Genomic DNA, 25398 nt, shown 5'->3' with positions numbered 1-25398 from the left:
ACTCCGTGGGGTTGGGGTTGGCGCTTCCGCACTTAGTGGCGGATTGCGTCGGGTTTGGTAACGAACTGGATGCGGGTGAGCCCCGCCTGCGCCGCGTCGGCGATCAGCTTGGCGACATCGCCGTAGGGCACGCTCTCATCGGCCAGCAACTGGATCTCGCTCTCCGGCTTGTCGCGGCCGAGCGTCGTCAGCCGCTCTGTAAGTGCCTCGCGGGTGATCGGCTCGCCGTTCCAGTGCGGCTGGCGCGCGGCATCGATCGCGATGCGAAGCGGATCCGGTGGCGTCTGCATCGGTGCGGTGCTGGCGCGCGGCAGTTGCAGCTTCACCGCCTGCGACACCGAGGCGGTGACCATGAAGATCACCAGCAACACCAGCATCACGTCGATCAGCGGCACCATGTTGATTTCGGCGCGCGGCGCGCCGACTTCGGATTCGAAACTCCCGAATGCCATGGCGGGCGACCTCAGGCCACCTGGCCGCGCGTGCGCGCCGCCAGGCTCATCACACGCTCGCCGGTCTGGCGCGCATCCTGGCTGCCAAGATCGGTCTTCACACCGGTCGACAGGAAGGCGAACACGTCGTACGCGAAGGCGTTGAGCTGCGAGAGCGTCTTCGCGTTCTCACGCGCGATCAGGTTGTAAGCCAGCGCCGCCGGAATCGCGACCGCGAGCCCCACACCCGTCATGATCAACGCCTCGCCAACGGGGCCGGCGACCGCCTCAAGGGTATTGGTGCCCGCCGCGCTGATCGCCGACAGCGCGTGGTAGATGCCCCACACGGTGCCGAAGAGGCCGACGAAGGGCGCGATCGATGCCACCGAGGCAAGGAAGGTAAGGCCGTTCTCGAGCCGCGTACGGTCCTGCTCGATCGCACGGCGCAGCGCACGGGTGAGGAATTCGTCCGGGCTCGCCGACGCAATCACGCCGGCAACTTCACGGCCACGGGTGCGCAGGGTATCCACCGCGTTGAAGCCGTGGTGCACCAGATGCGAGAACGGGTCGGTCACGCCACGGCCGCGCAGCCACTGCGCGATCTCCTCGATCGACGCGGCCTGCCAGAAGTGCGTCAGAAAACCGCGGCTCGCGCGGCGCTGGCGGACACCAGTCACAAGACGCGTGAGGATCAGCGTCCAGCTACCGATGCTGGCCGCCAGCAAGATCACGAAAGTGCCACGGATCACGCCGTCGGCTTGGGCAATCAGGGGGCTGAGGTTGGCGAGGGCTTCCAAGATGGGCTCCAGTCAAAATGGGCGAAGGCGGTCGTATGCCGCCGTCGCGGGTCAATGCAGGATGAAAGGAATGGGCACCAGCACCCATTCGGCGATCGCTTCGCTACCGCGGCGGGCGGGTACGAATTTCCAGCGGCGCACCGCTTGCAGCGCCGCTTCGTCGAGCCGGCTGAAGCCGCTGCTGCGTTGCAGTTCCACCTGGCTTGCGGCGCCACTCGGCTCGACCCGCACGCGCAGCACGACGCGGCCTTGCTCGCCGAGTCGGCGCGAGAGCGAGGGATAGTCCGGGCGCGGGTTCTGCAGGTAGTCGGCATCAAAGCGCGGCGCGCTGACCGGCGCCGGCTCCGCGCTGGCCTCGCCGCCGGCGGGTGGCGACGCGGGCGCGGCCACCGGCACAGCCGGCGCATCGTTGCTTGCCACGCTGCTGGCCGGTGCGCTGACGACGGTCTCACGCACCGGGCGCGGTTGCGGCTGGCTCGTCGGTCGCGTGTTCGTCTGCGGCAAGGGCTTCGGCGGCGTAACCGGCGCGGGCTCCGCCTGCGGCGCCGGTGCCATGGCGACCGATACCGACATTGACGCGATGCGCGGCATCGTCACGGACGGCGCACGCGTCACCACGAATACCCAGAGCACCAGCGCATGGGCAAGGATCGCAGCGATCGGAATCCAGAATCGGTGTGTCGGCACCGGCAGGGCGAATTGCATGGTGTGGGGCTCAAGAAAACGCGGGCACGACTGCGTCGAGCCCGCTTTCGAAACGCGAATTATTCGCATTTGCACTTATCGCGTCAACCCGAGAGCCTGTGGCTGGGCTGACGCCGCAGTCGTGCCGCTCGTGTTTGCTCAACAAATCGCGTTGATCGGCGCTGCCTTGACACGCCGCAAGGCCCCCCGGACGGCCACGACATACCCTCGCCGGGCTCATTTCTGGAGGGCTGTCTTGCGTAAACCCGAACTTGTCTGCCCCGCCGGCAGCCTGCCTTCGCTCAAGGCCGCGATCGACCACGGCGCCGACGCCGTCTACATGGGCCTGAAGGACGCCACCAACGCGCGCAACTTTGCCGGCCTGAATTTCGATGCGGCCGCGGCGCGTGAGGGCATCCGCTACGCGCACGCCAAGGGCCGCAAGGTGCTCATGGCAATCAACACCTTCCCGCAGGCGGGCCAGTCCGCCACCTGGCGACGCGCGGTGGACACCGCGGCCGACTGGGGCGTCGACGCGGTGATCCTGGCGGACGCGGCCTTGCTCGACTACGCGGCGAAAACCCATCCGAACCTGCGACGCCATCTTTCGGTGCAGGGGTCGGCAACCAACTACGAAGCGATCAACCTGTGCCGCGATCTCTTCGGCATCGAGCGCGCCGTGCTGCCGCGCGTACTGACGGTGCCGCAGGTGGAGCATGTGATCCAGAACACCCCAGTCGAGATCGAAGTGTTCGGCTTCGGCAGCCTGTGCGTGATGGTGGAAGGGCGCTGTTTGCTGTCCAGCTACGCCACCGGTGAATCACCGAACACCGCCGGCGTCTGCTCGCCGGCCAAGGCGGTGCGCTGGGCGCAGACGCCGCAGGGCATGGAATCTCGCCTCTCCGGCATCCTCATCGACCGCTACGGCAATGACGAGCCGGCCGGTTACCCGACGCTGTGCAAGGGCCGTTTCGAGGTCAATGACGAGACCTACTACGCACTGGAAGAGCCGACCTCGCTGAACGTCGTCGCGATGCTGCCGGATCTGATGAAGATCGGCGTCTCGGCGATCAAGGTGGAAGGGCGCCAGCGCAGCCCCGCCTATGTCGCGGAAGTCACCAAGACGCTGCGCGCCGCGATCGACGCGGCCGTCAGCGAAGGCGCGCGTTACCACGTCAAACCCGCCTGGCAGGCAGGCCTCGGCAAACTCGCCGAAGGTCAGCAGCAAACCCTCGGCGCCTACAGCCGCCCGTGGAAATGAGTCGTTCGATGAAGCTCTCTCTTGGTCCCCTGCTTTACTTCTGGCCGCGCGATACCGTGATGGCCTTCTACGCCGAAGCGGCCGCATGGCCGGTCGACACCATCCACCTTGGCGAAGTGGTCTGTAGCCGCCGCCAGCAGATGCGTATGGCCGACTGGCTGGATCTGGCAAAAACGCTCACCGCCGCGGGCAAGGAAGTCGTGCTGTCGACGCAGGCGCTGCTGGAATCGGAATCCGAACTCAAGACGCTGCGCCGCCTCGCCGAGAACGGTGAATTTCTCGTCGAAGCGAATGACCTGGGTGCGGTGAACTGCCTGCGTGGAAAAGGCCCCTTCGTGGCCGGCCCGCACCTGAACATCTACAACGCCGATACGCTTGCGCTCTACGCCGGACTCGGTGCGACCCGCTGGGTGCCGCCGGTCGAGATGAGCCGCGAGCGACTCGCCACGGTGCTCGAAGGCAAACCGGCGGGCATCGAGACCGAGCTCTTTGCCTGGGGCCGGCTGCCGCTGGCCTTCTCGGCCCGCTGCTTCACTGCGCGCCACTTCAACCTGCGCAAGGACGACTGCGAATTCCGCTGCCTCGAGTTCCCGGACGGCCTGCAACTCGACACCCGCGAAGGTCAGCCCTTCCTCGCGATCAACGGCATCCAGACGCAGTCGGCGGCGAGTCATTCCTTGCTTGGTCACCTGGCCGAAGTGCAAGCCCTCGGTGTTGAACGCCTGCGCATCAGCCCGCAAGCGCAGCACACCGAAGCACTCATCAAGCACTTCCGCGCCGAACTCGCGGGCCAGACACCCCCGGATGCCACCAAGCTGGCGCCCACCACCACCTGCGACGGTTACTGGCGCGGCGTGCCCGGAATCCAAATGGAACAACACGATGCCCTTGCCTGACTTCACCCTGCCCGCCCCGTTCGCGGCAATCGCTCGCCACCTGCCTGAAGCACCAGCGGCATTCGCCTTCACGACCGCTTTGAACTTCGCCAAACGCGCCGGCAAGCTCGCCGGCGACTGGGCGTTCCTCGAAGGCCGCACGGTGCGAATCGAGGTCGAGGATCTGGGCGCTGGCGTCACCTTCACCGCTGCGGCCGGTCGCTTCCGCCCGGTCGGCAGCGCAGCGGAAGTGCGTTTCGCTGCCCGCGCGGCGGACTACCTGAAGATCGCACTGCGCGAAGAAGACCCCGACACGCTGTTCTTCCAGCGCCGCCTGAAGATCGAAGGCGACACGGAACTCGGGCTGGAACTGAAGAACCACCTCGACGCCCTCGAACTGCCCGCCTTCCTCGACCGCCTGCGTCCGCACTGAACGCGCTCACCGGCCTGCAATGGCCGGTGAACGAGGCATCGCCCAGCGGCCCGGCACACGCGATCGATTCGCGCCCGTTCGGCCTGACGCATCGCACGCACCGCCGCGCCCGCCGGGGGCATTCGCTTGTCATGCTCAAACCCAAGCCCGGCGCGGGTTTGCGGAATGTTAATCCCTGTGTCGACGTGACGCAGTTCACCGACGCAAGTCCCCCGGCACGGCACTCTCCGATCAGGCATCATCCGCACTGCGGCCGGGCAACGCTGTGCATTCGTTCGCCTCGCCCGATAACGTTTCTTGCACGAAGGCGGGACCCCGATGTGCCAGCTGCTTGGCATGAACTGCAATACGCCAACGGACATCTGCTTTTCGTTCACTGGCTTCCAGGCGCGAGGCGGTCTGACCGACCACCATCGCGATGGGTGGGGTATTGCCTTTTTTGACGGCTGTGGCGTGCGTGTCTTCCTCGACGCGCAGGCAACGGTGGAATCGCCGATTGCGTCGCTGGTACGCAGCTACCCGATCCGCTCGAAGAACGTCATCGCGCACATCCGCAAGGCCACTCGCGGCGCGGTCGGTCTTGAGAACACGCACCCGTTCCAGCGCGAGTTGTGGGGCCGCTACTGGATCTTCGCGCACAACGGCCATCTGCGCGATTTTTCGCCACCGTTCGACGGTAGCGTGCTGCCGGTCGGCGCGACCGACAGCGAGCGCGCGTTCTGCTGGATATTGCAAAGCCTGCGCAGCCGTTTCCCGGCTGGCGAACCAGAAGCGCAGGTGCTGTACCACGCGCTGCGCGAGCTGGCTGCCAGCATCGGCCGGCACGGCGAGTTCAATTTCCTGCTCTCGGACGGACGCCGGCTGTATGCGCACTGCGCCTCGCGTCTCGCGTACGTCGTGCGCAAAGCGCCTTTCGGCGTCGCACACCTAAAGGATCAGGACCTCAGCGTCGATTTCAAGGAAGTGACCACGCCTCACGACCGGGTGGCGGTGCTGGCGACAACGCCCTTGACCGACGACGAAGCGTGGCAGCAGGTGCCTCGCGGCACGCTGCTTGCATTCAAGGATGGTGAAGCCGAACACTTCGACGACATGAGCACCGGTGCCGGATGTGAACCGGGTTGCAGTCTGGAGGCTGCCGCATGAGCACTGATGCTTGCGAACTCTGCACCACTGCCTGTGGCGAGGTCCTCTGGCAGGACGCCGACTGCCGCGTCATCAAGGTCGACGATCCAGGCTACCCCGGCTTCTGTCGCGTGGTCTGGAATGAGCATGTTGCCGAAATGAGCGATCTGAGTGATGAACAACGCACCCGATTGATGCATGTGGTCTGGGCCACCGAGCGCGTGATCCGTGAATTGATGCAACCAAAGAAGATTAATCTGGCGAGCCTGGGGAACGTGGTGCCGCATCTGCACTGGCATGTGATCCCGCGCTTCGCCGACGATCCGCACTTCCCGCAACCGGTCTGGAGCAGCGCGCTGCGCACCGGTGCGGTGCGGGATGCGCCGGCGAGCGAAACGCTGGCCGCAGCGCTGGCCGCAGCACTGTCGCTGGTTTAGGCCGGGCGACAACAAGAAGACAGACAAGAACGCGCAGCACAACGCCGTCCTGGACGGCACGGAGAGGAACAGCACATGGCCATCGCGACCGAAAATCGGCCCGATTTCAGCAACCCGGATACCTGTCTGGCCTGGCTCGCAAGCCTGAACCCGACGAATCTGCACGAGGCGCACAGCGCCTTGTCGGCGATGTTCAGCGCGCTTGCCGAGACGCCGCCGCTGCCGGCCCGCCACCTTGAGGTGCTGGAGGCAGCGCGCAGCCCGGTCGAGTTCGTGCAGACCGAACTGGCGCGGCGCTATGCCGCGCGGCCCCTGCCGCCAGTCAGCCAGGAAGACGAAACGCTGCGTATCGTGCTCGAGCTTTGGCAGCACATGTTGCGCAGCTACACCCTGATCGCGCAGCGCAGCGCGCTCGACCCCGCCTTCATCGACCGTCGCCCGATGCTGGCCCAGCGCCGCATCCACTACCACGGCGCGCTGATCATCGAGTACTTCCGCGCGCGTCGCGAAGTCCCGCCGGGGATGTGGTCTGAACTGCATCGTTTGTACGGTGCAGCCGAGGACTGGAGCGTCGCGACCGTGCGCGTCGCCGAGCCGCTCAACGAGACGTGGCGTGCGCAGAGCTGCGCAGAAGCCTATATCGCAATCCTGCTGACCGACGCCTCCAACCCGTATGGACGCACGCCGCGCGAATTCACCTGGATCTTGCGCTGGGCCCAACGCTTTGCGCCGCACTGCTCGATTCACACCGACGTCAGCGTCGATGAAAAGTCCGCTTACGCCATCGACCTGTCGCAGGACTTTGGTCTGCGTCCGATAGCGGTGGCCACGGCCGGCAAGTCGCTGCGGCGGGTCGATAGCCAGCGGCTGGCCGCGCACATCCAGGCCGTCGTGGCGCAGTTCAAACGTGGCGCCTCGCCAGCATCGCTCGGCTTGGGTGAAGACTGCGTGCAGCCGGCATGCGCGCGACTGCTCGTTTCCCTCTATCGCCCGTGGGGCCTTGCCGCCGCCGGGCGGCGCTTCCCGCGTCGCAGCAGCGCCGGCTCGATCCAGATCGCCACAGACCTGCCCTCGATCGGCTTTTTCGTCGCGGGCCGGCCCTTCGAACAGCCGTCCGAAATGCGCGCGGGCACCTTCCGCGACACGATGTCGGTCTACACGATCGGCGAACAGGTCGAATCCGCAGCGCGTAGTGAAGCCGAAACCTACGCCCGCGCAGCGCAGCTCGGGTTGGTGCTGGAGCACTGGGAAATTGCTGACCAGTCGTTGCAAGGCTTCCGCATCGCGCGCCACACGTCCGGATCGCGGATCGATCACCGCCAGCTGGTGGCGCTGCGGCCAGCCGACGGCGAGAACTTCCTGCTCGCAGAGATCAGCTGGCTGATGTACCGCGGCAACGGCCAGCTTCTCGCCGGCGTTTCGCTGATGGCAGGCGTGCCGCAGATGGTCGGTGCGCGCATCCGCAACGCCAATGGCGTGGGCCTGCGCGAGAACTACCACCAGGCCTTCATCCTGCCAGCGGTGCCGGCGCTCAAATCGGAATCGTCACTGGTGATCCCGGCAGGCTGGTATCAGGCCGACCGGGTGATCGATGTGCACGGCGAGAAACCCTTCACTGCACGCATCTTGCGTCTGGTGGCGCGCGGGACAACCTTCGACCGCGTTACCTTCGAGCGCCTGCCAGCCTGATTGCGGCGCCCGGTAGTATCGGGCGCCCGCTCAAGCGTCGGTCGGACGCGCGATCCGTTCGGCCGGAAAGGCCGCGGCGAAGGTCGAGCCGTGCCCGGGCCGTGACTCGATCTGCAGCGTCGCCTGATGTCGGCTGAGCGCGTGCTTGACGATCGCCAGACCAAGCCCGGTGCCGCCACTCTCACGTGAACGGCCACGATCGACGCGGTAGAAACGCTCGGTCAAGCGGGGAATGTGCTGTGGTTCGATACCCAGCCCGGTGTCGGTGACGGCAAAGCGTGCGCCGCCGCCAGCGGCAACGTTCCAGCGCAGGTCGATGCGCCCGCCGGCCGGCGTATAGCGGACGGCATTGGACACCAGATTGAGCATGGCGCTGTGGATTTCCTTGCGTGACCCGCGCAGGTTGGCCGGGCCGTCGAAATCGAGCGTGATTTCGTGACGTCCGGAAGACAGCGCGCGCCCCTCTTCAAGGATCGTATTGAGCAGCGACGCCATCTGCACGGTTTCGTCGTAGGACGCCGCGGCGCTGGTTTCGAGCGCAGCCAGTTGCAGCAGGTCTTCGACCAGATGCTGCATGCGATCGGCCTGCTCGCTGGCCAGATGCAGGTAGCGGCGCACATCTTCGGGGGGCAGTTCGTCTATCAGGTCATCGAGGGTTTCGAGAAAACCCGACACCACCGTGAGCGGTGTCTTGAGTTCGTGCGACACGTTGGCCACGAAATCGCGCCGCATGGTTTCGAGCTTCTCGAACTGAGTCACGTCACGCGACAGCACCATGCTCTGGTCTTCGCCGAAGGGCACGATCTGGATCGAGAGCACCGTGCCCGCCTGACGCGACAGGCGGCAGGTCAGGGGCTCGGCGGTGCGCGTGCCGGTCAGGTAGGCCACGAAGTCGGGCTGACGGACGAGATTGGTGAGCGGCTTACCGACATCCCGCGCGCCTTCGAGGCCAAAGTGCTGGGCTGCCGCCGGGTTGATCCACTCGATGAAATGCTCCGCCGACAGCAGGATCACGCCCGATGGCATGGCGGTGGTCGCTTCGCGGAAACGTGCCAATGCTTGCGCCAGCCGGTCGCGCTGGTCGAGGCTGACGCGTGCGCGCCGCGCCAGATCGGCGTAGACGTAATCCCACACGCCGAATGCCTGCGGCAGCGGCGCGCCGATCGGCTCACGCGACCACAGCACCAGCTTCTTCAGGCAACGAATGTGGTACAGGAACAGCGCACCGAGCTGCAGCGAAAACACTGCCAGCGCGGCCGTGCCGCCCAGCAGCGGCCAGAAAATCAGCGCGATGACAAGAAAGGCAATCAAGGCACCGCTGAAACCGCCCCAGACGTATCCAGCAGGCCGCATCGATTGTCCTTATTCGCTGACGGCAGTGACGTCTGACGAGAAACGGTAGCCCGCACCACGCACGGTCTGGATCAGTGCGTCATGCGACGTCGGTTCGAGGGCGCAGCGCAGGCGCCGGATGTGCACGTCCACCGTGCGCTCCTCGACAAACACATGGTCGCCCCATACCTGGTCGAGCAACTGCGCACGCGAATGCACACGTTCAGGGTGCGTCATCAGGAAGTGCAGCAGCCGGAATTCGGTCGGGCCGAGCGAGAGCGGCGTCGCGCCGGCGCTGACGCGATGCGTGGCGGGGTCGAGCCGCAGGCCGCCCAGTTCAACCGCATCGTCGGTCACCTGCGGCGCGCGGCGCCGCAGCAGCGCCTTGATGCGTGCGACAAGCTCGCGCGGCGAGAACGGTTTGGTGATGTAGTCGTCGGCACCGATTTCCAGCCCCGAGACCTTGTCCGCCTCGTCGGAACGGGCGGTGAGCATGATGATCGGGATCGCGCGGGTGCGTTCTTCCGCCCGCAGGCGCTTCGCCAGTTCGATGCCGGAGATGCCGGGCAGCATCCAGTCGAGCAGCACGAGATCCGGCAAGGCGTCACGCACGATGCGCTGCGCGGTTTCGGCGTCCGCGGCGCGCACGACGGTATGCCCGGCGCGGGTGAGGTTGGCGGCAATCAGTTCTTGGATTGCGGGCTCGTCTTCGACAAGGAGGATGTTGGCTGGCATGGCGTAACTCCGGTCGCCTCCGGGTAGAGGGTTCGGCCGCGAGTCTATTGCGTTCAGTTGAACGATTTATTACACGTCATGCGAATGAAACACAATCGCTCGTTTCGCTGACGTCCGGACGACACATGACACTCTGGCGACAGACTTCCCGCGCGGCCCTGCGCAGCATTGTCGCGCGCCGTCCCGCGCGCCGCCGGGGTCGTCCGATGAACCACCATTACGATGCACTTGAATCTCGCCCTCCCGCGCTGCGCGAAGCCGCGCTGATGGCGCGCCTGCCGCGGCTGGTGGCTCTGGCGCAGACCCGCGCCCCGGCGTTCGCCCGCATGCTGCGCGAGGTCGACGCTGCAGGTATCACGTCGCGCGCAGCACTGGCCCAACTGCCTGTGCTGCGCAAGTCAATGCTGCTTGCGTTGCAGAAACAGCAGCCCCCGTTCGGCGGCTGCGCGACGGCGGAATGGGGCCCCGAATGTGCGCGCGTGTTTGCGTCCCCCGGCCCGATACACGAGCCGGAGGCACCCCGGCGCGACTACTGGCGCACCGCCCGCGCGCTGCATGCGGCGGGATTCCGGGCGGGGATGCTGGTGCACAACACGTTTTCGTATCACTTCACGCCGGCCGGATCGATGCTCGAATCCGGCGCGCATGCGCTCGGCTGCACGGTGTTTCCGGCTGGCACCGGGCAGACCGAGCTGCAGCTGCAAACCATGGCCGCGCTGCAGCCGCACGCCTATGTCGGCACGCCATCCTTCCTGCGCATCCTGCTCGAAAGAGGCGATCAGCTCGGGCTGGCCAGCCCCCGCCTCAAACACGCCGCGGTCTCGGGGGAAGCGTTCCCGCCCGCGCTGCGCGACCTGCTGGCGAACTGCGGCATCGAAGGCTTCCAGATCTATGCGACCGCCGATCTGGGCACGATCGCCTACGAAACTGCCGCGCGCGACGGCCTGGTGGTTGAAGAGGATGCCGTGGTCGAGATCGTCCGGCCCGGCACCGGCGATCCGGTGGCCGACGGCGACATCGGCGAGGTCGTGGTGACCGTCTTCAACCCGACCTACCCCCTGATCCGCTACGGAACCGGCGACTTGTCACGCGTATTGCCGGGCACCAGCCCGTGTGGCCGCACCAACATGCGACTGGCCGGCTGGCTCGGGCGCGCGGATCAATCGGCGAAGATCCGCGGCATGTTTGTCCATCCGGTCCAGATCAACGAAGTGCTGCGCCGCTTCAGTGAGGTCCGGCGCGCCCGATTGGTGGTGGACAACCCCGAAGGACCGGACCGGGTGCGCTTGCAATGCGAAGCCACCGAGGCCAGCGCCGCGCTGGCTGACGCGCTGGCCGTGGGCTTCCGCGATGTGACGAAACTGCGCGCCGAGATCCAGTTGCTCGACCCCGGCACACTGCCTGACGACGGCAAACTGATCGACGACCAGCGTCGCTTTGACTGACCCGCCGCCCAGGCCGACGCCGCGACGGGCGGCTCAGGTCGGCAGATTGCGTGGCTTGTGCTTGGCCTTGGCGAACACGCGATCAAACAGCCAGTTCGGCGCAATCGCGAGGATCCGGGCAACCACCCCCATCCGCCACGGGATCACCGTGTAACTGGCGTTGCGGTCGATCGCGCGGGCAAAGCGTTGCGCCGCATCGTTCGCATCGATGATGAAGGGCATCTTGTACGGGTTCTTGGCGGTCAGCGGGGTACGGATGTAGCCCGGCGCAATCGTCACGACCTTGACGCCGCTGGCACGCATCTCCACCCGAAGGGCTTCGAGATACTTGACCGCCGCGGCCTTCGAGGCCGAGTAGGCACTCCCGCCCGGCAATCCACGCACGCCGGCGACCGAGGCGATGCCCACCAGCTTGCCCTGGCCACGTTCGCGCATCGGCACCACGAAGGGGTGAAAAGTGGCGAACATGCCCAGCACGTTGGTGCGCATGACCGCTTCGAAGACCTGGAAATCTTCCGCATGCTCGGTCAGCACCCCGACCGATATGCCGGCGTTGGCGATCACGATGTCCGGCAGGCCGTGTCGCGCAACGAAGGCCTCGGCGGCAAGCTTCATTGCGGGCAGGTCGGCCACATCGGCCGAGAGGGCCATGTGGCCCTCTCCGGGCAGGGACCTGACGAGATCGTCGAGCTTTTCCGCACGCCGTGCCACCAGCCCCAGCACCGCGCCACGCGCCGCATAGTGGCGCGCAAGCGCTTCGCCGATGCCGCTGGAGGCGCCGGTCAGGAAGACGCGTTCGCGCGACCCTGCGGCCGCCGTCTGCTGCGTCACTTGCGCCCGCGCTCGGTGCGCGCGCGCGCGATCAGCTGATCCACCACCACGAGTGTGCCGTCGAGCGAGTTGGTCATGCTCGGCGCAGTCATGAACTTGCCGTCGACGACCATCGTCGGCACGCCCTGGATCTGGTAGGCGGCGGCGACCTGGGTGGCGCGTTGCAGCTTGCTGCCCACCGAGAAGGAACGGAAGTTCTCATTGAACTTCGCCACGTTGATCCCGCTCTTCTGCAGCCAGGCGTTGCGTGCCGCCTCGTCTTCCAGCGGCACATGGTCGTTGTGCACGGCCGAGAAGGTGAGCGGCACCATCTTTTCGGTCTCGCCCATCACTTCGTAGGTCAGGTACATCTTGGCCAACACCGCCCACGCATCGCGATTGAAGGTGATCGGAATGCGACGGAACAGCACATCCTTGGGCAGGCGCTTGACCCACCCCGCCACCGAGGGTTCCAGCTCATGGCAGTGCGGGCAGCCGAAGGAGAAGAACTCGATCACCTCAACCCGGTCGCCGCTTTCAGTGGGCTGGGCCGGGTTGATGGCGCGGAAGTCCTTGCCCACCTGCAGCGCCTTCTGCGCGAGTGCGGGGGAAGTCACCGCCGCCAATGCGGCAAACGACGCAAGCTGCTTGATCAGGTCACGACGATTCATTCAGAACGGCTCCGTTGGTTTCAGTGTCCGGACTGCGAGGCAGCCGGTACGCTAGGTTTGACCTTGACGACACTCGATTCGATACCGGCCTGCGCCAGCTGCGCACGCGCCGCGTTCATGTCTTCCGGCTTGGCATACGGGCCGATGCGCACGCGATGCAAGGTTCCCTTGTCGCCGGCGTCGACCCGTTGCACCGTCGCCTCGACCCCCATCAGGGCAAGCCGCGCCTTCAGGTTGTCGACTTCGGACGGATCGGCGAACGCGCCAAGCTGCAGGAAGAATCGATCCGCGGTTTCGCTTTTGGTTCCCGGCTTGGCGCCGTCGGCCGAGGGGAGCGTCGCCTGATCGCCCTTGGGCAGGATGTCGTAGAAATCGAACTTTTTCTCGCCTTCAGGCGCCGACTGGGCCGCAGGCGGATTAGCCGCGTGCGCCGCCGTGCCGGTGTCCGCAGGCTTTTCCACCGGCTTGTCGCCGGGCTTGCCGGGCAGCGCGATCGGCGCGGTCGGAATGCTTTGCGGCGCATCCCCAGCGCCGCCGCTCTTCTGGAAGTTGTAGGGCCGCGAGAAGTACCAGGCCAGCGCGGCGGCGATCAACACGCCGATGACAAGACCGACGAACACGCCGATCAGGGTGCTGCCATGGTTGCTGTTGCGGGCGGCCGGTTGGCGCGGTTTCTGAGCGCGGCTCATCATGTATGGGCGATTGGACGGTAACGCGGCAGTATAGCGTGCTGCCCGTTGCCACGCCGACGCTGCCGGCTTTGTGGCGCGGAGCTTTGCTGCCAGAGTCTGGTATCTTCCGCGTTCCGGCCCCTGTGGGGTGCCGGCCCACCCAACCCCGACCAGCCCCCGCTCCCTGTGCGCCTGTTCCGTTTGATCAAGATCGTGCATGTCAGCGCCCGTTTCGGGCTCGACCGCATCGTGCTCGACAGCACCTCGGAGCGGCTCTCGGCCTGGGCCGGCCGTCTGCTGTTCTGGCGCGACCTGTCGGCACCGCGCGCGGTACGCCTGCGCGAAGCGCTCGAATCGCTCGGCCCGATCTTCGTCAAGTTCGGCCAGGTGCTGTCGACCCGTCGCGATCTGGTGCCCACCGACATCGCCGACGAACTGGCCAAGCTGCAAGACCGCGTACCCCCCTTCCCGACCGAACAGGCGTTGGCGCTGCTCGAAGTCGACTACGGCCGGCCGGTGGACGCGGTTTTCAAGCACTTCGAGCGGGTGCCGGTGGCATCCGCTTCGATTGCACAGGTGCACTTCGCCGAGTTGCATGACGGCACGGAGGTCGCGGTGAAGGTGGTCAGGCCCGGCATCGAGCGCGTCATCGAGCATGACCTCGGCTTGCTCGAAGCGGCGGCCTACCTGATCGAGAGAGTCTGGGTGGACGGCCGGCGCCTGAAGCCGCGCGAGGTCGTCGCGGAATTCGCCAAGCATCTGCGCGACGAACTGGACCTGATGCGCGAAGCCGCCAATTGCTCGCAGCTGCGCCGCAACTTCAAGGGTTCGTCGCTGTTGATCGTGCCCGAGGTGCATTGGGACTACTGCACCTCGCGGGTGATGGTGATGCAGCGCATGACCGGCACGCCGATCTCGCAGCTGACACGGCTGCGCGAGCAGGGCGTTGACCTCAAGGCGCTGTCGCGCGCCGGCGTCGAGATCTTTTTCACCCAGGTCTTCCGAGACGGTTTCTTCCATGCCGACATGCACCCGGGAAACATCTTCGTTTCCGGCAGCGGCAAGTACATCGCGCTGGATTTCGGCATCATGGGTACGCTGGAAGAGCGCGACAAGCAGTACCTCGCGCAGAACTTCATCGCCTTCTTCCGGCGTGACTACAAGCGCGTCGCGCAGGCCCACGTCGACGCCGGCTGGGTGCCGGCGGGCACGCGCGTCGATGAGTTCGAGAGCGCGATCCGCGCCGTCTGCGAGCCGATCTTCGACAAGCCGCTCAAGGACATCTCCTTCGGCAAGACGCTGCTGCGCCTGTTCCAGACGGCGCGCCGCTTCCAGATGGAAGTGCAGCCACAGCTGGTGCTGTTGCAGAAGACCCTGCTCAACATCGAAGGCCTCGGTCGCGACCTCGACCCCGAACTGGATCTTTGGAAGACCGCCAAGCCCTTCCTCGAGCGCTGGATGAACGAGCAGGTGGGCTGGCGCGCGTTTGCGCGGCATATCGAGGAAGAAGCGCCGAGCTGGGCGACCTACTTCCCGCAGTTGCCGCGCCTCGTGCATCAGGCCCTGCAGCACGAAGACCGCGACGCGATCCGCCAGTCGCTCGCCGAGATCGAGTTGCAGCAGGTCCGCAATGCGCGCTGGATGCGCCTGCTCGGCATCGCCGCGCTGCTGCTTGCGGCAGTCGAGATCTGGCATATGTGGCGGGGCTGAGACAGGCCGCCGACAGCACCGCAAAATCGGACGAATCCTCATAGGAATCAGGGCTATAATCGCGCCCGATCGATCGCGCCGTCACCCCATGACGACGGCTGGCAAGCGAACGAGTAGGGCCTCCGGTGAAAGCGGGGGCTTTTTGCTGGCCCTGCGTGCCGCCCCCATCGCGGCGCGCTGAATCTCCTCCCTGACCATGCTGCTGAGCTTCGTCATTGCCTACTGGCTGATCTCGATCGGAATCGGCCTCTACGCCGCCTTGCGCGTGCATAACAGCCGCGACTACGCGGTCGCCGGTCGCAGCCTGCCGATGTACATCGTCACCGCGACGGTGTTCGCGACCTGGTTCGGTTCCGAAACCGTGCTGGGCATCCCCGCCACCTTCCTCAAGGAAGGCCTGCACGGCGTCGTCGCCGACCCGTTCGGCTCCTCGCTATGCCTGATCCTGGTCGGCCTGTTCTTCGCCAAGCCGCTCTATCGCCTCAACCTGCTGACGATCGGCGACTACTACCGCCAGCGTTTCGGCCGCACGGTCGAGATCATCACGACGATCTGCATCGTGATCTCGTACCTGGGCTGGGTAGCCGCACAGATCAAGGCGCTCGGCCTTGTCTTCAACGTCCTGTCCGACAACGGCATCTCGCAGGAAACCGGCATGGTGCTGGGCGCCGGTTCGGTGCTGATCTACACGCTGTTCGGCGGCATGTGGTCGGTGGCGATCACCGACTTCATCCAGATGATCGTGATCGTGATCGGCCTGCTGTTCATCGGCTGGGAGGTCTCCGATCAGGTCGGCGGCGTCGGCGTGGTGGTGAACCACGCACTGGCGAGCGGCAAGTTCAACTTCTGGCCCGAGCCGACCTTCTCGGCCATCGTGCCCTTCATGGCGGCCTGGCTGACGATGATGCTGGGCTCGATTCCGCAGCAGGACGTTTTCCAGCGCGTGCAGTCTTCCGCCAATGAAAAGATCGCGGTGCGCGCCTCGGTGCTGGGCGGCTCGCTGTATTTCGTGTTCGCCTTCGTGCCGATGTTCCTCGCCTATTCGGCCACGCTGATCGCGCCGGATCTGGTGGCCAAATACATCGACTCCGACTCGCAGTTGATCCTGCCCGAACTTGTGCTGCAGAAGGCGCCGCTGTTCGCGCAGATCATGTTCTTCGGCGCGCTGCTCTCTGCGATCAAGAGCTGCGCCTCGGCGACGCTCTTGGCACCTTCGGTGACCTTCTCGGAAAACCTGCTGCGACCCATCGTCACCGCCTGGCGCCCGAACCTCACCGACCGCCAGTTCCTGCGCATCATGCAAGGCGTGGTGCTGGTGTTCACCGCGACCGTCACCTATATCGCGATGAACTCCAAGCTCTCGATCTACGGTCTGGTCGAGAACGCCTACAAGGTCACGTTCGTTGCCGCCTTCGTGCCGCTGGTCACTGGCCTGTACTGGAAACGCGCCACCAATCAGGGCGCGGTGGGTTCGATGGTGCTGGGGCTGATTTCGTGGCTCGCCTGCGAAGCGATGGCCGCCATGCCGACGCCGCCGGAGTGGATCGCGGTATGGCCGCCACAATTCGTCGGCTTCCTCGTCGCGATCTTCGCGATGGTGCTGTTCTCGCTGCTGCCGCAAAAGATCCGTAACGACGCCACCCTTGCAGGTCACAGTGGGCCGGCCGGGTATCACCCCGCGGCCGGCCACGGCCATCGCCACACCGAAGAGCAGACAAAACACGCTCACCACAGCGCGGCCAGGGCGCAGCATCCGCAACCCTGACGTCCGGACCATCACGCCGTACAGCACCCAGGGCCGCCCCGCAAGGGCGGCCCTGATGCCTTTCATGGCGTCGCACGCGGCGTGCTAAGGTTCGCCAAGAACCTATCCCGAAGGCCGCAGGACGTTCGCCTTGCCACAAGCCAGGAACCACCTTCCGCGAGATCTCGCCATCGCCGTCACGCTGTTGACGGCCTACGCCTGCCTGCACCCGTTCGCGGGCTGGCACTCGATCGGCGTCGGGCCGTTTGATTTCCTCGCCGCGCCCTGGCCTAAGTACTTCACCTGGCTCGATGTCGCACTCAACATCATCGGTTTCATGCCGATCGGTTTCGCCTGGGCCACTGTGCTCGCACGCAGCATGCGGCCGGGGCGGCGGGTGCTGATCGTATGGGCGGCAGCGAGCCTGCTGAGCCTGGCAATCGAGACGACGCAGAACTACCTTCCAACCCGTGTCGCGAGCAATCTGGACCTGCTCGCAAACAGTGTCGGTGCCCTGCTCGGCGCGATCGTGGCGCTGCGTTTCGGGCGCATTTTCGAGGCCGATGGCGCGCTGTCTCGCTGGCGCGACCGACGCATCCTGCCCGGGCGCACCGGCGGCTTCGGCGTCCTGGTCGTCGGCTTGTGGTGGGTCTCGCTGCTCAACCCGAGCAGCTACCTGTTCGCCAACGGCGACCTGCGCAACCTGATCGACCTGACACCGAATTACACGCTCACCGGCCATGATTTCATGCGTGTCGAGCTGGTGCTGACCGCTGCGAACACATTGGCGATCGGACTGTTGGCGCGGCACGCAATGCGTGCGCCGTCGGTGTTGCTCGCCCTCACCGCCGTGCTGCTGGGCGTCGCGGTAAAGACACTGGCAAGTTCGGTGTTTCTTCAGCCGGCGCAGCCCTGGCACTGGGCAACGCCCGGCGGCCTGCGCGGCATCGCCACCGGCCTCGTACTGCTCGCGCTGAGCTGGCGCAGCAGTGTGCATACCCGACACAGCCTGATCGGGCTGGCACTGATGACGGCTACCGCACTGATGAACCTCGCCCCCGAGAACCCCTACTGGGACGACATGACCCGCATCCGGCAGGAAGGCCATGTGTTGAATTTCCACGGCCTGACCCAGCTGGTCGGCAGCTTCTGGCCCTTCTTCGCGCTGCTCTGGCTGAGTTTCGGCACCCGCCGCGCCGAGGCGCAAAAGTGAGTGCGTTTGCGAACCGCCTGATCGCATGGCAACTCGCCCACGGTCGCCACGACCTGCCCTGGCAAGCGAATCGCGATCCGTACCGGGTGTGGCTGTCGGAAATCATGCTGCAGCAGACGCAGGTGGATACGGTGGTGCCGTACTACCTGCGCTTCCTCGAGCGCTTCCCGACGCTGGAACAGCTTGCGATGGCGCCGGCCGACGATGTGCTCGCGCTGTGGAGCGGCCTCGGCTATTACGCCCGTGCCCGCAATCTGCACCAGGCCGCGCAACAGGTGATGCGCGATCACGGGGGGCGCTTCCCGCAGGCGGCCGAGGCGATTGCCTCACTGCCGGGGATCGGGCGCTCGACCGCCGCCGCGATCGCCGCCTTCTGCTTCGGGCAACGCACGGCGATCCTCGACGGCAACGTCAAGCGCGTGCTGGCGCGACAGTTCGGCATCGAAGGCTTTCCGGGCACACGCGCAGTCGAACTCGAGATGTGGGCGCTGGCCGAATCCCTGCTCCCCGCCGAACACGTCGACACCTACACGCAAGCCTTGATGGACCTGGGTGCCACGGTGTGCACCCGCAGCCGGCCGACATGTGCGGCCTGCCCGGTCAGCGAAACCTGCGTCGCTCGCCGGCAGGGGCGGCAAGCCGAGCTTCCCTCGCCACGCCCGCCGCGCGTGATTCCCGAGCGCCAGAGCCGCGTCCTGATCGCGCGCAGCGAGGCCGGCGTACTGCTGCTCAAGCGGCCGGATCGCGGCATCTGGGGCGGGTTGTTTGCGTTGCCGGAGATTCCCGATGAGGTGGATGCCGAGTCCTACGCGCTGACACTTGGACTGGTCGCCGAGGGCACGGTATCGGCGCTGCCACCGCTGCGCCACGCCTTCACCCACTTCCGTCTGACGCTGGAAGCGCAATCACTTCGGGTCAAGTCACGCACGCTGCACGACCCGCGCTGGCGCTGGGCGAGCGCCGCCGAGTGGGACACCCTGGGCCTGCCGGCGCCGATCCGGCGCCTGCTCGACAGCCTCGATACCGCGGCCTGATCAGGTGTCGCGCGTGAGCAATCCGCGCTGCACGAGGAACTGCTGGATGATCGTCAGCCGCATCATCGGGTCGTCCAGTTCGAGCAGCTTCTGCTTGGCCTTGACCGGAATCGGCAGGATCTCGGTGTAGCGGTAGCCGACCCAGTTCGCGTCGTCGAAACGGTGCGGCTCGGGAATCGCCTTGAGTCCGGCGTCCGCCACCACCGCCTGCAGCAGCGGCAGGGTGTCTTCGAGGGCTGCATCGGGCGCGATCGGTGCCGCCTCCGGCAACCATTCGACCACCGCCCGCAACAGACCGTCCGGCTGTGTCGCGACATGAGCGACGCGGAAGCGGCGTTCGCCCGCAACAACGATCTTCAGGATGCCGAGCTGCTCCATATCCCACTCGACAACGCGGGCGCTTGTGCCGACCTTGGCGGGCACCGCTGGCGGCCCGACCTCCTGCCCCTCTTCGATCAGGCACACGCCGAAGGCCGAGCCATCCTTGATGCAGGCCTTGATCATGTCCATGTAGCGCGGCTCGAACACCTTGAGCGGCTGACGCGCCTCGGGGACCAGCACGGTGTGCAGGGGAAACAGGGGGAGATCAGCGGGCAGTTCGGACATGAGGGGCACTCGGGCTGGGCCGGACGTCGACGCCCGGAGAAGGGGAGGAAGTGTGCCACGGTTTGGCAGGCAGCCCTCATCAAGAAGCACGCAATCTCTGTGCCATAATCTTCGCCATCGAATCGAGGAATACCCCATGGACGACAACAAGGCAAAAGCACTTCAGGCCGCGCTGGCTCAGATCGAGAAGCAGTTCGGCAAGGGTTCCATCATGCGTCTGGGCGACGGCGAGGTGGAGTCCGACATCCAGGCGGTATCGACCGGTTCGCTCGGTCTCGACATCGCGCTGGGCATCGGTGGCCTGCCGCGCGGCCGCGTGATCGAAATCTACGGCCCGGAATCCTCCGGCAAAACCACGCTGACCCTGCAGGCGATTGCCGAAATGCAGAAGATGGGCGGCGTCGCTGCGTTCATCGACGCCGAACACGCCCTCGACGTGACTTACGCACAGAAGCTGGGCGTCAATGTTGGCGACCTGCTGATCTCGCAGCCGGACACGGGCGAACAGGCTCTGGAAATCGCCGACATGCTGGTGCGCTCCGGCGGTGTGGATATCGTCGTCATCGACTCGGTCGCGGCGCTCACGCCGAAGGCGGAAATCGAAGGCGAGATGGGCGACCAACTGCCCGGCCTGCAGGCCCGCCTGATGTCGCAGGCGCTGCGCAAGCTGACCGGCAACATCAAGCGCACCAACACCATGGTCATCTTCATCAACCAGATCCGCATGAAGATCGGCGTGATGTTCGGCAACCCCGAGACCACCACCGGCGGTAACGCGCTGAAGTTCTACGCCTCGGTGCGCCTGGATATCCGCCGCACCGGCACGATCAAGAAGGGCGACGAGGTGATCGGTTCTGAGACCAAGGTCAAGGTCGTCAAGAACAAGGTCTCGCCACCGTTCAAGGAAGCACACTTCGACATCCTCTACGGCGAAGGCATTTCGCGCGAAGGCGAGATCATCGACATGGGCGTGGAACAGCGCTTTGTCGACAAGTCCGGCGCGTGGTACGCCTACAACGGCGAGAAGATCGGCCAGGGCAAGGACAACGCGCGCGAGTTCCTGCGCGCGAACCCGGCGATTGCACGCGAGATCGAGAACAAGATCCGCGTCCAGCTGGGTCTGCCCGAGCTGCCGGCCGGGGAAGCCGCGGCCGCCTGATGCCAGCCGAGCCGGCTGCCATGAGCCGCGACGAACTCAAGGCGCGCGCGTTGCGCAGCCTGGCTCAGCGCGAACACAGCCGGGCTGAGTTGGCGCGCAAGCTGGCGGCGCATGGCGAGCCGGATGCGGTCGAAGCGGTACTGGACCGGATGGGCGAGCTGGGCCTGCAGTCGGACGCCCGTTTTGCCGAGAGCTATGTGCGCAGCCGCGCCGAGCGGCTGGGCGGGCGCCGCATCCAGCATGAACTGGCGCAGCGCGGGGTCGATCCGGAAACGATCGATGCCGCACTCGCCAGCGAACTCGGCGAACCGGAGCTGGCGCGCGCCCGCGCCGTTTGGGCGCGCAAATTCGGGCAGTTGCCGGCCGACGCGAAGGACTGGGCGCGACAGGCGCGATTTCTGACCGCCCGCGGGTTTGCCGCGGAGGTCGTCAGGAAAGTACTGAAAGAACCGTTCGATGAGTCTGCTTAAGGTTGGCGGTCTGTCCAAACGCTACAAGGCGCGCACCGTGGTGCGCGATGTCGGCTTCGAGGTCGGCAGCGGCGAGGTCGTCGGCCTGCTCGGCCCCAACGGCGCCGGCAAGACCACCTGCTTCTACATGATCGTCGGCCTGGTACGCGCAGACGGCGGCCAGATCATCCTCGACGACAAGGACATCACCCATCTGCCGATTCACCGGCGCGCGAAACTTGGACTTTCCTACCTGCCGCAGGAAAACTCGGTGTTCCGCAAGCTCACCGTCGCGGAGAACATCCTCGCGGTACTGGAACTGCAGAAGCGCCCCAAGGACAAGCAGGCCGAGCGTCTCAACGAACTGCTCGCAGAACTGGGCATCACCCACCTGCGGGACGCCACCGCACTGTCGCTGTCGGGCGGCGAGCGGCGCCGGGTCGAGATTGCCCGTGCGCTCGCCACCGATCCGCAGGTGATCCTGCTCGATGAACCCTTTGCCGGCGTTGACCCGATCGCGGTGATCGACATCCAGAAGATCATCCGCTTCCTGAAGGAACGCAACATCGGCGTGCTGATCACCGACCACAACGTCCGCGAGACGCTGGGCATCTGTGATCGCGCCTACATCATCACCGACGGCGTCGTGCTTGCCTCCGGCCGCCCGGCGGAGATCGTGCAGAACGACAAGGTTCGCCAGGTCTATCTGGGTGAGCATTTCCGCCTCTGATCCCCCCCCTAGCCGACGATGAAACCTTCGCTCCAGCTCCGCATCTCCCAGCAGCTCGCGCTGACCCCGCAGCTGCAGCAGTCGATCAAGCTCCTGCAGCTATCGACGCTGGAGCTCAACAGCGAGATCGAGCGCATGTTGCTCGAAAACCCGCTGCTCGAACGCGAAGACTCCGAATCGGACCCCGAAGCCTGGGGCCAGTCCGCCGCGGCGCCCAGCAGCGGCGAACAAGGCGATGCCCCGGCCGAGGGTGGCGACACCGATTTCTCCGACGCCCCCGCCGAACCGCCCGAACCGAGTTTCGAGGAGGGTGGCAGCTACGATGAAGGCAGCGCCGAATGGTCGGGCGAGGGCGGTGGCGGTGGCAGTGGCAGCGGCAACCGCGACGACGACGAGGAAACCGACTTTCAGGAGTTCCGCGCGGCCCAGACCAGCCTGCGCGATCATCTGGACGGCCAGATCGCCCTGATGTTGCTGTCGGAGCGCGATCGCGCACTGCTGCGTTTCATGATCGAAGCGCTTGACGACGACGGCTACCTGACCCAGCCGCTCGACGAGCTGATGGAACTGCTGCCGACCGAATCGGAAGTCGAGATCGAGGAACTGCAGATTGCGCTGGCACATCTGCAGAACCTCGACCCGCCGGGGGTCGGCGCGCGCTCGCCGGGAGAATGCCTGAAGCTGCAGCTGCGGCTCTTGCCCGCCAGCGCTGCACGCGACGCGGCGATCACGATCGTCGAACATCACCTTGAGTTGCTTGCGGCGCGCGATTTCGTACGCCTGAAGCGCCAGCTCGGTTGCAACGAAGAGACCCTGCGCGAGGCGCATCAACTGGTTTGCAGCCTTGACCCGCGCCCGGGCGCGAAATTTGCCGCGCTCGAAACCCGTTACGTGATCCCGGATGTGATCGTGCGCAAGGTGCGCGGCCACTGGAGTGCGACACTGAATCCGGACGCGATGCCCAAGCTGCGGATCAACCAGCTCTACGCCGGTATCCTGCAGCAGCACCGCGGCTCGGCCGGTTCGCTGGCCGGCCAGTTGCAGGAGGCGCGCTGGATGATCAAGAACGTACAGCAACGCTTCGACACGATCCTGCGGGTTTCGCAGGCGATCGTTGACCGCCAGCGGCAGTTCTTCGATTATGGGGACGTGGCCATGCGGCCGCTGACCTTGCGCGAGATCGCCGAGCAGCTCGATTTGCACGAATCGACGATTTCGCGGGTCACGACGCAGAAGTACATGGCCACGCCACGTGGCATTCTTGAACTGAAATACTTTTTCGGCAGCCACGTCGCCACAGATTCTGGCGGCGCGTGTTCAGCTACGGCGATTCGTGCGCTGATTCGCCAGCTGGTTGCGGCAGAGGATCGCAAAAAACCGCTATCCGACGCCCGGATTGCCGAACTTCTCGGCCAGCAGGGGATTGTCGTTGCGCGACGCACCATCGCAAAGTACCGCGAGTCGCTCAACATCCCGCCGGTCAGCCAGCGCAAGATGATCTAAGAGGAGTGATCATGAACCTGAACATCACCGGACATCATCTCGAAGTTACCGCCGCCCTGCGCGACTACGTAACCTCGAAACTGGATCGCGTGATTCGCCACTTCGACCATGTCACCAGCGTCAACGTGATCCTGTCGGTGGAAAAGCTCAAACAAAAGGCGGAGGTGACGGTGCATGTACGCGGGAAGGACATTTTTGTCGAAAGCATCGACGAAGATCTCTACGCCGCAATTGATGCCATGACCGACAAACTCGATCGGCAGGTTCTCAAGCACAAGGAAAAGTCCTACGATCACGGCCACGAGGCGCACAAGCGCCAGTCCGCGGAATCGTAATCACGTTCGCTCTGATGAATCCCGGCGCGTAAGCTTGCGGAAAGCCGCCGCGCCGAAGATGAGCTGAACCCGGATCTGCGCGCCTTCGGGCGCGCAGTGCATTTCTGAACCCCAAGCATGAATCTCATCGCCCCCCTGCTGCCGCCATCCAACGTGCTCGTCGATCTGGAAGCGAGCAGCAAGAAACGCGTCTTCGAACAGGCCGGCCTGCTGTTCGAAAACCACCAGGGCCTTGCGCGCAGCGCCGTCTACGACGCCCTGTTCGCGCGCGAAAAACTCGGCTCCACCGGGCTCGGGCAAGGGATCGCCATCCCCCATGGCCGACTCAAGGGCCTGCGCGACGCGATTGGCGCCTTCATCCGCCTGACCCAGCCGGTGCCCTTCGAGGCGCCGGATGGCAAGCCGGTGAATCTGCTGTTCGTGCTGCTGGTACCCGAGAGCGCCACCGAACACCACCTGCGTCTGCTCTCGGAACTGGCGCAGATGTTCTCCGACCGCAATTTCCGCGATGCGCTGATGCAGGCGAGCGATGCATCGGAGGCGCACACCCTGTTCGTCAACTGGGCTCCGAATGCGTCGAACTAGCGTCGGACGCATCTTCGAGGACAACCGCGAACGCCTCGGCCTGAGCCACCTCGCCGGTCCGCTGGATGTCGAGGTGCAGGTCCCGAACGAGAAGGTCTGGCCGGCCGAACTGGTCGGCCACCTCAACATCATCCACCCGAACCGCATCCAGGTGATGGGCGAGGCCGAACTGGCCTGGATCCGCCGCCAGGCGCGCGACAAGGTGCAGCACCAGCTCGAAAGCATCCTGCTCGCGCACCCGCCGGCGATGATCGTGGCGGATGGCTGCGAGGTGCCGCCGCTTATCCTCAACGCTTTCGAAAGCGCGCGTGTGGCGATGTTCACCACGCCGGCGGAAACCGCGCGGGTGATCGACTCCTTGCGCATCTATCTGGCGCGCAATCTGGCCGAGAAGACGTCGCTGCACGGCGTATTCATGGACGTGCTCGGGCTTGGCGTGCTGATCACCGGGGATTCCGGCGCAGGCAAGTCCGAACTGGCGCTGGAACTGATCTCGCGCGGCCACGGACTGGTCGCCGATGACGTTGTCGAAGTCTCCCGCATCGCGCCCGGCGTGCTTGAAGGGCGCTGCCCGCCGATGCTCAAGGACTTCCTTGAGGTCCGCGGACTCGGCATCCTGAACATCCGCACCATCTTCGGTGAGACCGCCTGCCGCCGGAAGATGAAGCTCAAGCTCGTCGTGCACCTGCATCGCCAGCTGCGCGGCGAGAGCGCGCAGATGCCGCGCCTGCCGCTCGAAGACGACGTGCAGGACATCGTCGGCGTGCCGACCCGCCGTGTGACCCTTCCAGTGGCGGCGGGTCGCAACCTGGCCGTGTTGCTCGAAGCAGCGGTGCGAAATACGATTCTTCAATTGCGTGGAATAGACTCGATGCAGGAGTTCGTCGACCGGCAACGGAACGCGCTCGACACCGACGACGACGAGCTCTGATTC

27 protein-coding genes are annotated in these 25398 nt (G+C 65.6%); 18 read left to right on the top strand and 9 right to left on the bottom strand.

Annotated features, from left to right (window positions below; all coding sequences use genetic code 11):
• Nucleotides 1-32 precede the first annotated feature (32 nt).
• The 3 genes from GGR36_RS15960 to GGR36_RS15950 are packed head-to-tail and all read right to left on the bottom strand — an operon-like array spanning nucleotide 33 to nucleotide 1933.
• On the bottom strand, nucleotides 33-452 hold the full coding sequence (locus tag GGR36_RS15960) for an ExbD/TolR family protein (protein WP_183635777.1): 420 nt from the start codon (nucleotides 450-452) through the stop codon (nucleotides 33-35).
• A gap of 11 nt (nucleotides 453-463) precedes the next feature.
• A complete protein-coding gene (locus tag GGR36_RS15955; RefSeq protein WP_183635776.1) occupies nucleotides 464-1228 on the bottom strand; it encodes a MotA/TolQ/ExbB proton channel family protein in 765 nt (254 codons plus the stop codon).
• Nucleotides 1229-1279: 51 nt separating this feature from the next.
• Nucleotides 1280-1933 carry an energy transducer TonB gene (locus GGR36_RS15950; RefSeq protein ID WP_242533280.1) on the bottom strand — a complete coding sequence of 218 codons (654 nt, stop codon included), beginning with the start codon at nucleotides 1931-1933 and terminating at the stop codon, nucleotides 1280-1282.
• 235 nt (nucleotides 1934-2168) lie between these two features.
• Between GGR36_RS15950 and ubiU the strand changes: the two genes are divergently transcribed.
• The 6 genes from ubiU (at nucleotide 2169) to GGR36_RS15920 (ending at nucleotide 7732) form a co-directional block, all read left to right on the top strand.
• Nucleotides 2169-3173, top strand: a complete 1005-nt coding sequence (ubiU, locus tag GGR36_RS15945) for a ubiquinone anaerobic biosynthesis protein UbiU (RefSeq protein ID WP_183635775.1) — start codon at nucleotides 2169-2171, stop codon at nucleotides 3171-3173.
• Between the two features lie 8 nt (nucleotides 3174-3181).
• Nucleotides 3182-4069 carry a U32 family peptidase gene (locus GGR36_RS15940; RefSeq protein ID WP_183635774.1) on the top strand — a complete coding sequence of 296 codons (888 nt, stop codon included), beginning with the start codon at nucleotides 3182-3184 and terminating at the stop codon, nucleotides 4067-4069.
• Nucleotides 4056-4481, top strand: a complete 426-nt coding sequence (gene ubiT, locus GGR36_RS15935) for a ubiquinone anaerobic biosynthesis accessory factor UbiT (protein ID WP_183635773.1) — start codon at nucleotides 4056-4058, stop codon at nucleotides 4479-4481. The genes GGR36_RS15940 and ubiT overlap by 14 nt, the downstream gene beginning before the upstream one ends.
• A 318-nt stretch (nucleotides 4482-4799) precedes the next feature.
• Complete coding sequence (locus GGR36_RS15930) at nucleotides 4800-5627, top strand: class II glutamine amidotransferase (protein ID WP_183635772.1); 828 nt, start codon at nucleotides 4800-4802, stop codon at nucleotides 5625-5627.
• A complete protein-coding gene (locus GGR36_RS15925; protein WP_183635771.1) occupies nucleotides 5624-6043 on the top strand; it encodes an HIT family protein in 420 nt (139 codons plus the stop codon). The genes GGR36_RS15930 and GGR36_RS15925 overlap by 4 nt, the downstream gene beginning before the upstream one ends.
• A gap of 75 nt (nucleotides 6044-6118) precedes the next feature.
• Nucleotides 6119-7732 (top strand): hypothetical protein, encoded by a 1614-nt coding sequence (locus GGR36_RS15920; protein ID WP_242533279.1) that lies wholly within the window; start codon nucleotides 6119-6121, stop codon nucleotides 7730-7732.
• Nucleotides 7733-7762: 30 nt separating this feature from the next.
• Here GGR36_RS15920 and phoR read toward each other — a convergent pair whose 3' ends face one another.
• Together phoR and phoB are read right to left on the bottom strand one after the other, a co-directional pair.
• Nucleotides 7763-9085 (bottom strand): phosphate regulon sensor histidine kinase PhoR, encoded by a 1323-nt coding sequence (gene phoR, locus GGR36_RS15915; RefSeq protein WP_183635770.1) that lies wholly within the window; start codon nucleotides 9083-9085, stop codon nucleotides 7763-7765.
• A gap of 9 nt (nucleotides 9086-9094) precedes the next feature.
• Nucleotides 9095-9799, bottom strand: coding sequence for a phosphate regulon transcriptional regulator PhoB (phoB, locus tag GGR36_RS15910; protein WP_183635769.1), 705 nt, complete (start codon nucleotides 9797-9799; stop codon nucleotides 9095-9097).
• 206 nt (nucleotides 9800-10005) lie between these two features.
• Between phoB and GGR36_RS15905 the strand changes: the two genes are divergently transcribed.
• The gene (locus GGR36_RS15905) at nucleotides 10006-11244 is read left to right on the top strand and encodes a phenylacetate--CoA ligase family protein (RefSeq protein WP_183635768.1); all 1239 of its coding nucleotides are present in this window, start codon (nucleotides 10006-10008) and stop codon (nucleotides 11242-11244) included.
• Between the two features lie 33 nt (nucleotides 11245-11277).
• On the opposite strand, the gene GGR36_RS15900 is transcribed toward GGR36_RS15905, so the two are convergent.
• The 3 genes from GGR36_RS15900 to GGR36_RS15890 are packed head-to-tail and all read right to left on the bottom strand — an operon-like array spanning nucleotide 11278 to nucleotide 13414.
• Nucleotides 11278-12075, bottom strand: a complete 798-nt coding sequence (locus tag GGR36_RS15900) for an SDR family oxidoreductase (protein WP_207064468.1) — start codon at nucleotides 12073-12075, stop codon at nucleotides 11278-11280.
• Nucleotides 12072-12725, bottom strand: coding sequence for a thiol:disulfide interchange protein DsbA/DsbL (locus GGR36_RS15895; protein ID WP_183635767.1), 654 nt, complete (start codon nucleotides 12723-12725; stop codon nucleotides 12072-12074). Before GGR36_RS15895 ends, GGR36_RS15900 begins: the two co-directional genes overlap by 4 nt.
• Nucleotides 12726-12745: 20 nt before the next feature.
• The gene (locus GGR36_RS15890) at nucleotides 12746-13414 is read right to left on the bottom strand and encodes an SPOR domain-containing protein (protein ID WP_183635766.1); all 669 of its coding nucleotides are present in this window, start codon (nucleotides 13412-13414) and stop codon (nucleotides 12746-12748) included.
• Between the two features lie 168 nt (nucleotides 13415-13582).
• Between GGR36_RS15890 and ubiB the strand changes: the two genes are divergently transcribed.
• The 4 genes from ubiB (at nucleotide 13583) to mutY (ending at nucleotide 19097) form a co-directional block, all read left to right on the top strand.
• Nucleotides 13583-15106, top strand: coding sequence for a ubiquinone biosynthesis regulatory protein kinase UbiB (ubiB, locus tag GGR36_RS15885; protein ID WP_183635765.1), 1524 nt, complete (start codon nucleotides 13583-13585; stop codon nucleotides 15104-15106).
• A 196-nt stretch (nucleotides 15107-15302) separates the two neighbouring features.
• Nucleotides 15303-16871, top strand: a complete 1569-nt coding sequence (locus GGR36_RS15880; protein WP_183635764.1) for a high affinity choline transporter 1 — start codon at nucleotides 15303-15305, stop codon at nucleotides 16869-16871.
• Between the two features lie 130 nt (nucleotides 16872-17001).
• Complete coding sequence (locus GGR36_RS15875) at nucleotides 17002-18063, top strand: VanZ family protein (protein ID WP_183635763.1); 1062 nt, start codon at nucleotides 17002-17004, stop codon at nucleotides 18061-18063.
• Nucleotides 18060-19097 carry an A/G-specific adenine glycosylase gene (gene mutY, locus GGR36_RS15870; RefSeq protein WP_183635762.1) on the top strand — a complete coding sequence of 346 codons (1038 nt, stop codon included), beginning with the start codon at nucleotides 18060-18062 and terminating at the stop codon, nucleotides 19095-19097. The genes GGR36_RS15875 and mutY overlap by 4 nt, the downstream gene beginning before the upstream one ends.
• Here the strand turns inward: mutY and GGR36_RS15865 are convergent, their stop codons facing one another.
• Entirely contained in the window at nucleotides 19098-19703 is a 606-nt protein-coding gene (locus GGR36_RS15865) for an LON peptidase substrate-binding domain-containing protein (protein ID WP_183635761.1), read from the bottom strand.
• A 136-nt stretch (nucleotides 19704-19839) separates the two neighbouring features.
• On the opposite strand from GGR36_RS15865, the gene recA reads away from it, so the two are divergent.
• The 7 genes from recA (at nucleotide 19840) to hprK (ending at nucleotide 25395) form a co-directional block, all read left to right on the top strand.
• The gene (gene recA / locus GGR36_RS15860) at nucleotides 19840-20862 is read left to right on the top strand and encodes a recombinase RecA (protein WP_183635760.1); all 1023 of its coding nucleotides are present in this window, start codon (nucleotides 19840-19842) and stop codon (nucleotides 20860-20862) included.
• 20 nt (nucleotides 20863-20882) lie between these two features.
• A complete protein-coding gene (recX, locus tag GGR36_RS15855; protein ID WP_183635759.1) occupies nucleotides 20883-21332 on the top strand; it encodes a recombination regulator RecX in 450 nt (149 codons plus the stop codon).
• Nucleotides 21319-22041, top strand: coding sequence for an LPS export ABC transporter ATP-binding protein (gene lptB / locus GGR36_RS15850; protein WP_183635758.1), 723 nt, complete (start codon nucleotides 21319-21321; stop codon nucleotides 22039-22041). Before recX ends, lptB begins: the two co-directional genes overlap by 14 nt.
• An 18-nt stretch (nucleotides 22042-22059) precedes the next feature.
• Nucleotides 22060-23544 carry an RNA polymerase factor sigma-54 gene (locus tag GGR36_RS15845; protein ID WP_183635757.1) on the top strand — a complete coding sequence of 495 codons (1485 nt, stop codon included), beginning with the start codon at nucleotides 22060-22062 and terminating at the stop codon, nucleotides 23542-23544.
• A gap of 11 nt (nucleotides 23545-23555) precedes the next feature.
• On the top strand, nucleotides 23556-23879 hold the full coding sequence (gene hpf, locus GGR36_RS15840; RefSeq protein WP_172201854.1) for a ribosome hibernation-promoting factor, HPF/YfiA family: 324 nt from the start codon (nucleotides 23556-23558) through the stop codon (nucleotides 23877-23879).
• Nucleotides 23880-23996: 117 nt separating this feature from the next.
• Entirely contained in the window at nucleotides 23997-24464 is a 468-nt protein-coding gene (gene ptsN / locus GGR36_RS15835; protein ID WP_183635756.1) for a PTS IIA-like nitrogen regulatory protein PtsN, read from the top strand.
• On the top strand, nucleotides 24451-25395 hold the full coding sequence (gene hprK, locus GGR36_RS15830; RefSeq protein ID WP_183635755.1) for an HPr(Ser) kinase/phosphatase: 945 nt from the start codon (nucleotides 24451-24453) through the stop codon (nucleotides 25393-25395). The genes ptsN and hprK overlap by 14 nt, the downstream gene beginning before the upstream one ends.
• Nucleotides 25396-25398: the final 3 nt, after the last annotated feature.

This window comes from Niveibacterium umoris, from assembly GCF_014197015.1.
Taxonomy (GTDB): Bacteria; Pseudomonadota; Gammaproteobacteria; order Burkholderiales; family Rhodocyclaceae; genus Niveibacterium; species Niveibacterium umoris.
The sequence above is the reverse complement of the archived record's forward strand: the minus strand, read 5'-3'. Positions and strand labels throughout refer to the sequence as shown.

What these genes read in the sequence shown, in the direction of transcription:
- GGR36_RS15940 (WP_183635774.1), top strand. Translation starts at nt 3,182, where the DNA reads ATGAAGCTCTCTCTTGGTCCCCTGCTTTACTTCTGGCCGCGCGATACC.
- ptsN (WP_183635756.1), top strand. Translation starts at nt 23,997, where the DNA reads ATGAATCTCATCGCCCCCCTGCTGCCGCCATCCAACGTGCTCGTCGAT.
- ubiT (WP_183635773.1), top strand. Translation starts at nt 4,056, where the DNA reads ATGCCCTTGCCTGACTTCACCCTGCCCGCCCCGTTCGCGGCAATCGCT.
- phoR (WP_183635770.1), bottom strand. Translation starts at nt 9,085, where the DNA reads ATGCGGCCTGCTGGATACGTCTGGGGCGGTTTCAGCGGTGCCTTGATT.
- GGR36_RS15905 (WP_183635768.1), top strand. Translation starts at nt 10,006, where the DNA reads ATGAACCACCATTACGATGCACTTGAATCTCGCCCTCCCGCGCTGCGC.
- GGR36_RS15880 (WP_183635764.1), top strand. Translation starts at nt 15,303, where the DNA reads ATGCTGCTGAGCTTCGTCATTGCCTACTGGCTGATCTCGATCGGAATC.
- GGR36_RS15960 (WP_183635777.1), bottom strand. Translation starts at nt 452, where the DNA reads ATGGCATTCGGGAGTTTCGAATCCGAAGTCGGCGCGCCGCGCGCCGAA.
- GGR36_RS15865 (WP_183635761.1), bottom strand. Translation starts at nt 19,703, where the DNA reads ATGTCCGAACTGCCCGCTGATCTCCCCCTGTTTCCCCTGCACACCGTG.
- GGR36_RS15845 (WP_183635757.1), top strand. Translation starts at nt 22,060, where the DNA reads ATGAAACCTTCGCTCCAGCTCCGCATCTCCCAGCAGCTCGCGCTGACC.
- GGR36_RS15890 (WP_183635766.1), bottom strand. Translation starts at nt 13,414, where the DNA reads ATGAGCCGCGCTCAGAAACCGCGCCAACCGGCCGCCCGCAACAGCAAC.
- lptB (WP_183635758.1), top strand. Translation starts at nt 21,319, where the DNA reads ATGAGTCTGCTTAAGGTTGGCGGTCTGTCCAAACGCTACAAGGCGCGC.
- recA (WP_183635760.1), top strand. Translation starts at nt 19,840, where the DNA reads ATGGACGACAACAAGGCAAAAGCACTTCAGGCCGCGCTGGCTCAGATC.
- GGR36_RS15920 (WP_242533279.1), top strand. Translation starts at nt 6,119, where the DNA reads ATGGCCATCGCGACCGAAAATCGGCCCGATTTCAGCAACCCGGATACC.
- hpf (WP_172201854.1), top strand. Translation starts at nt 23,556, where the DNA reads ATGAACCTGAACATCACCGGACATCATCTCGAAGTTACCGCCGCCCTG.
- phoB (WP_183635769.1), bottom strand. Translation starts at nt 9,799, where the DNA reads ATGCCAGCCAACATCCTCCTTGTCGAAGACGAGCCCGCAATCCAAGAA.
- recX (WP_183635759.1), top strand. Translation starts at nt 20,883, where the DNA reads ATGAGCCGCGACGAACTCAAGGCGCGCGCGTTGCGCAGCCTGGCTCAG.
- GGR36_RS15895 (WP_183635767.1), bottom strand. Translation starts at nt 12,725, where the DNA reads ATGAATCGTCGTGACCTGATCAAGCAGCTTGCGTCGTTTGCCGCATTG.
- GGR36_RS15925 (WP_183635771.1), top strand. Translation starts at nt 5,624, where the DNA reads ATGAGCACTGATGCTTGCGAACTCTGCACCACTGCCTGTGGCGAGGTC.
- hprK (WP_183635755.1), top strand. Translation starts at nt 24,451, where the DNA reads ATGCGTCGAACTAGCGTCGGACGCATCTTCGAGGACAACCGCGAACGC.
- GGR36_RS15950 (WP_242533280.1), bottom strand. Translation starts at nt 1,933, where the DNA reads ATGCAATTCGCCCTGCCGGTGCCGACACACCGATTCTGGATTCCGATC.
- GGR36_RS15930 (WP_183635772.1), top strand. Translation starts at nt 4,800, where the DNA reads ATGTGCCAGCTGCTTGGCATGAACTGCAATACGCCAACGGACATCTGC.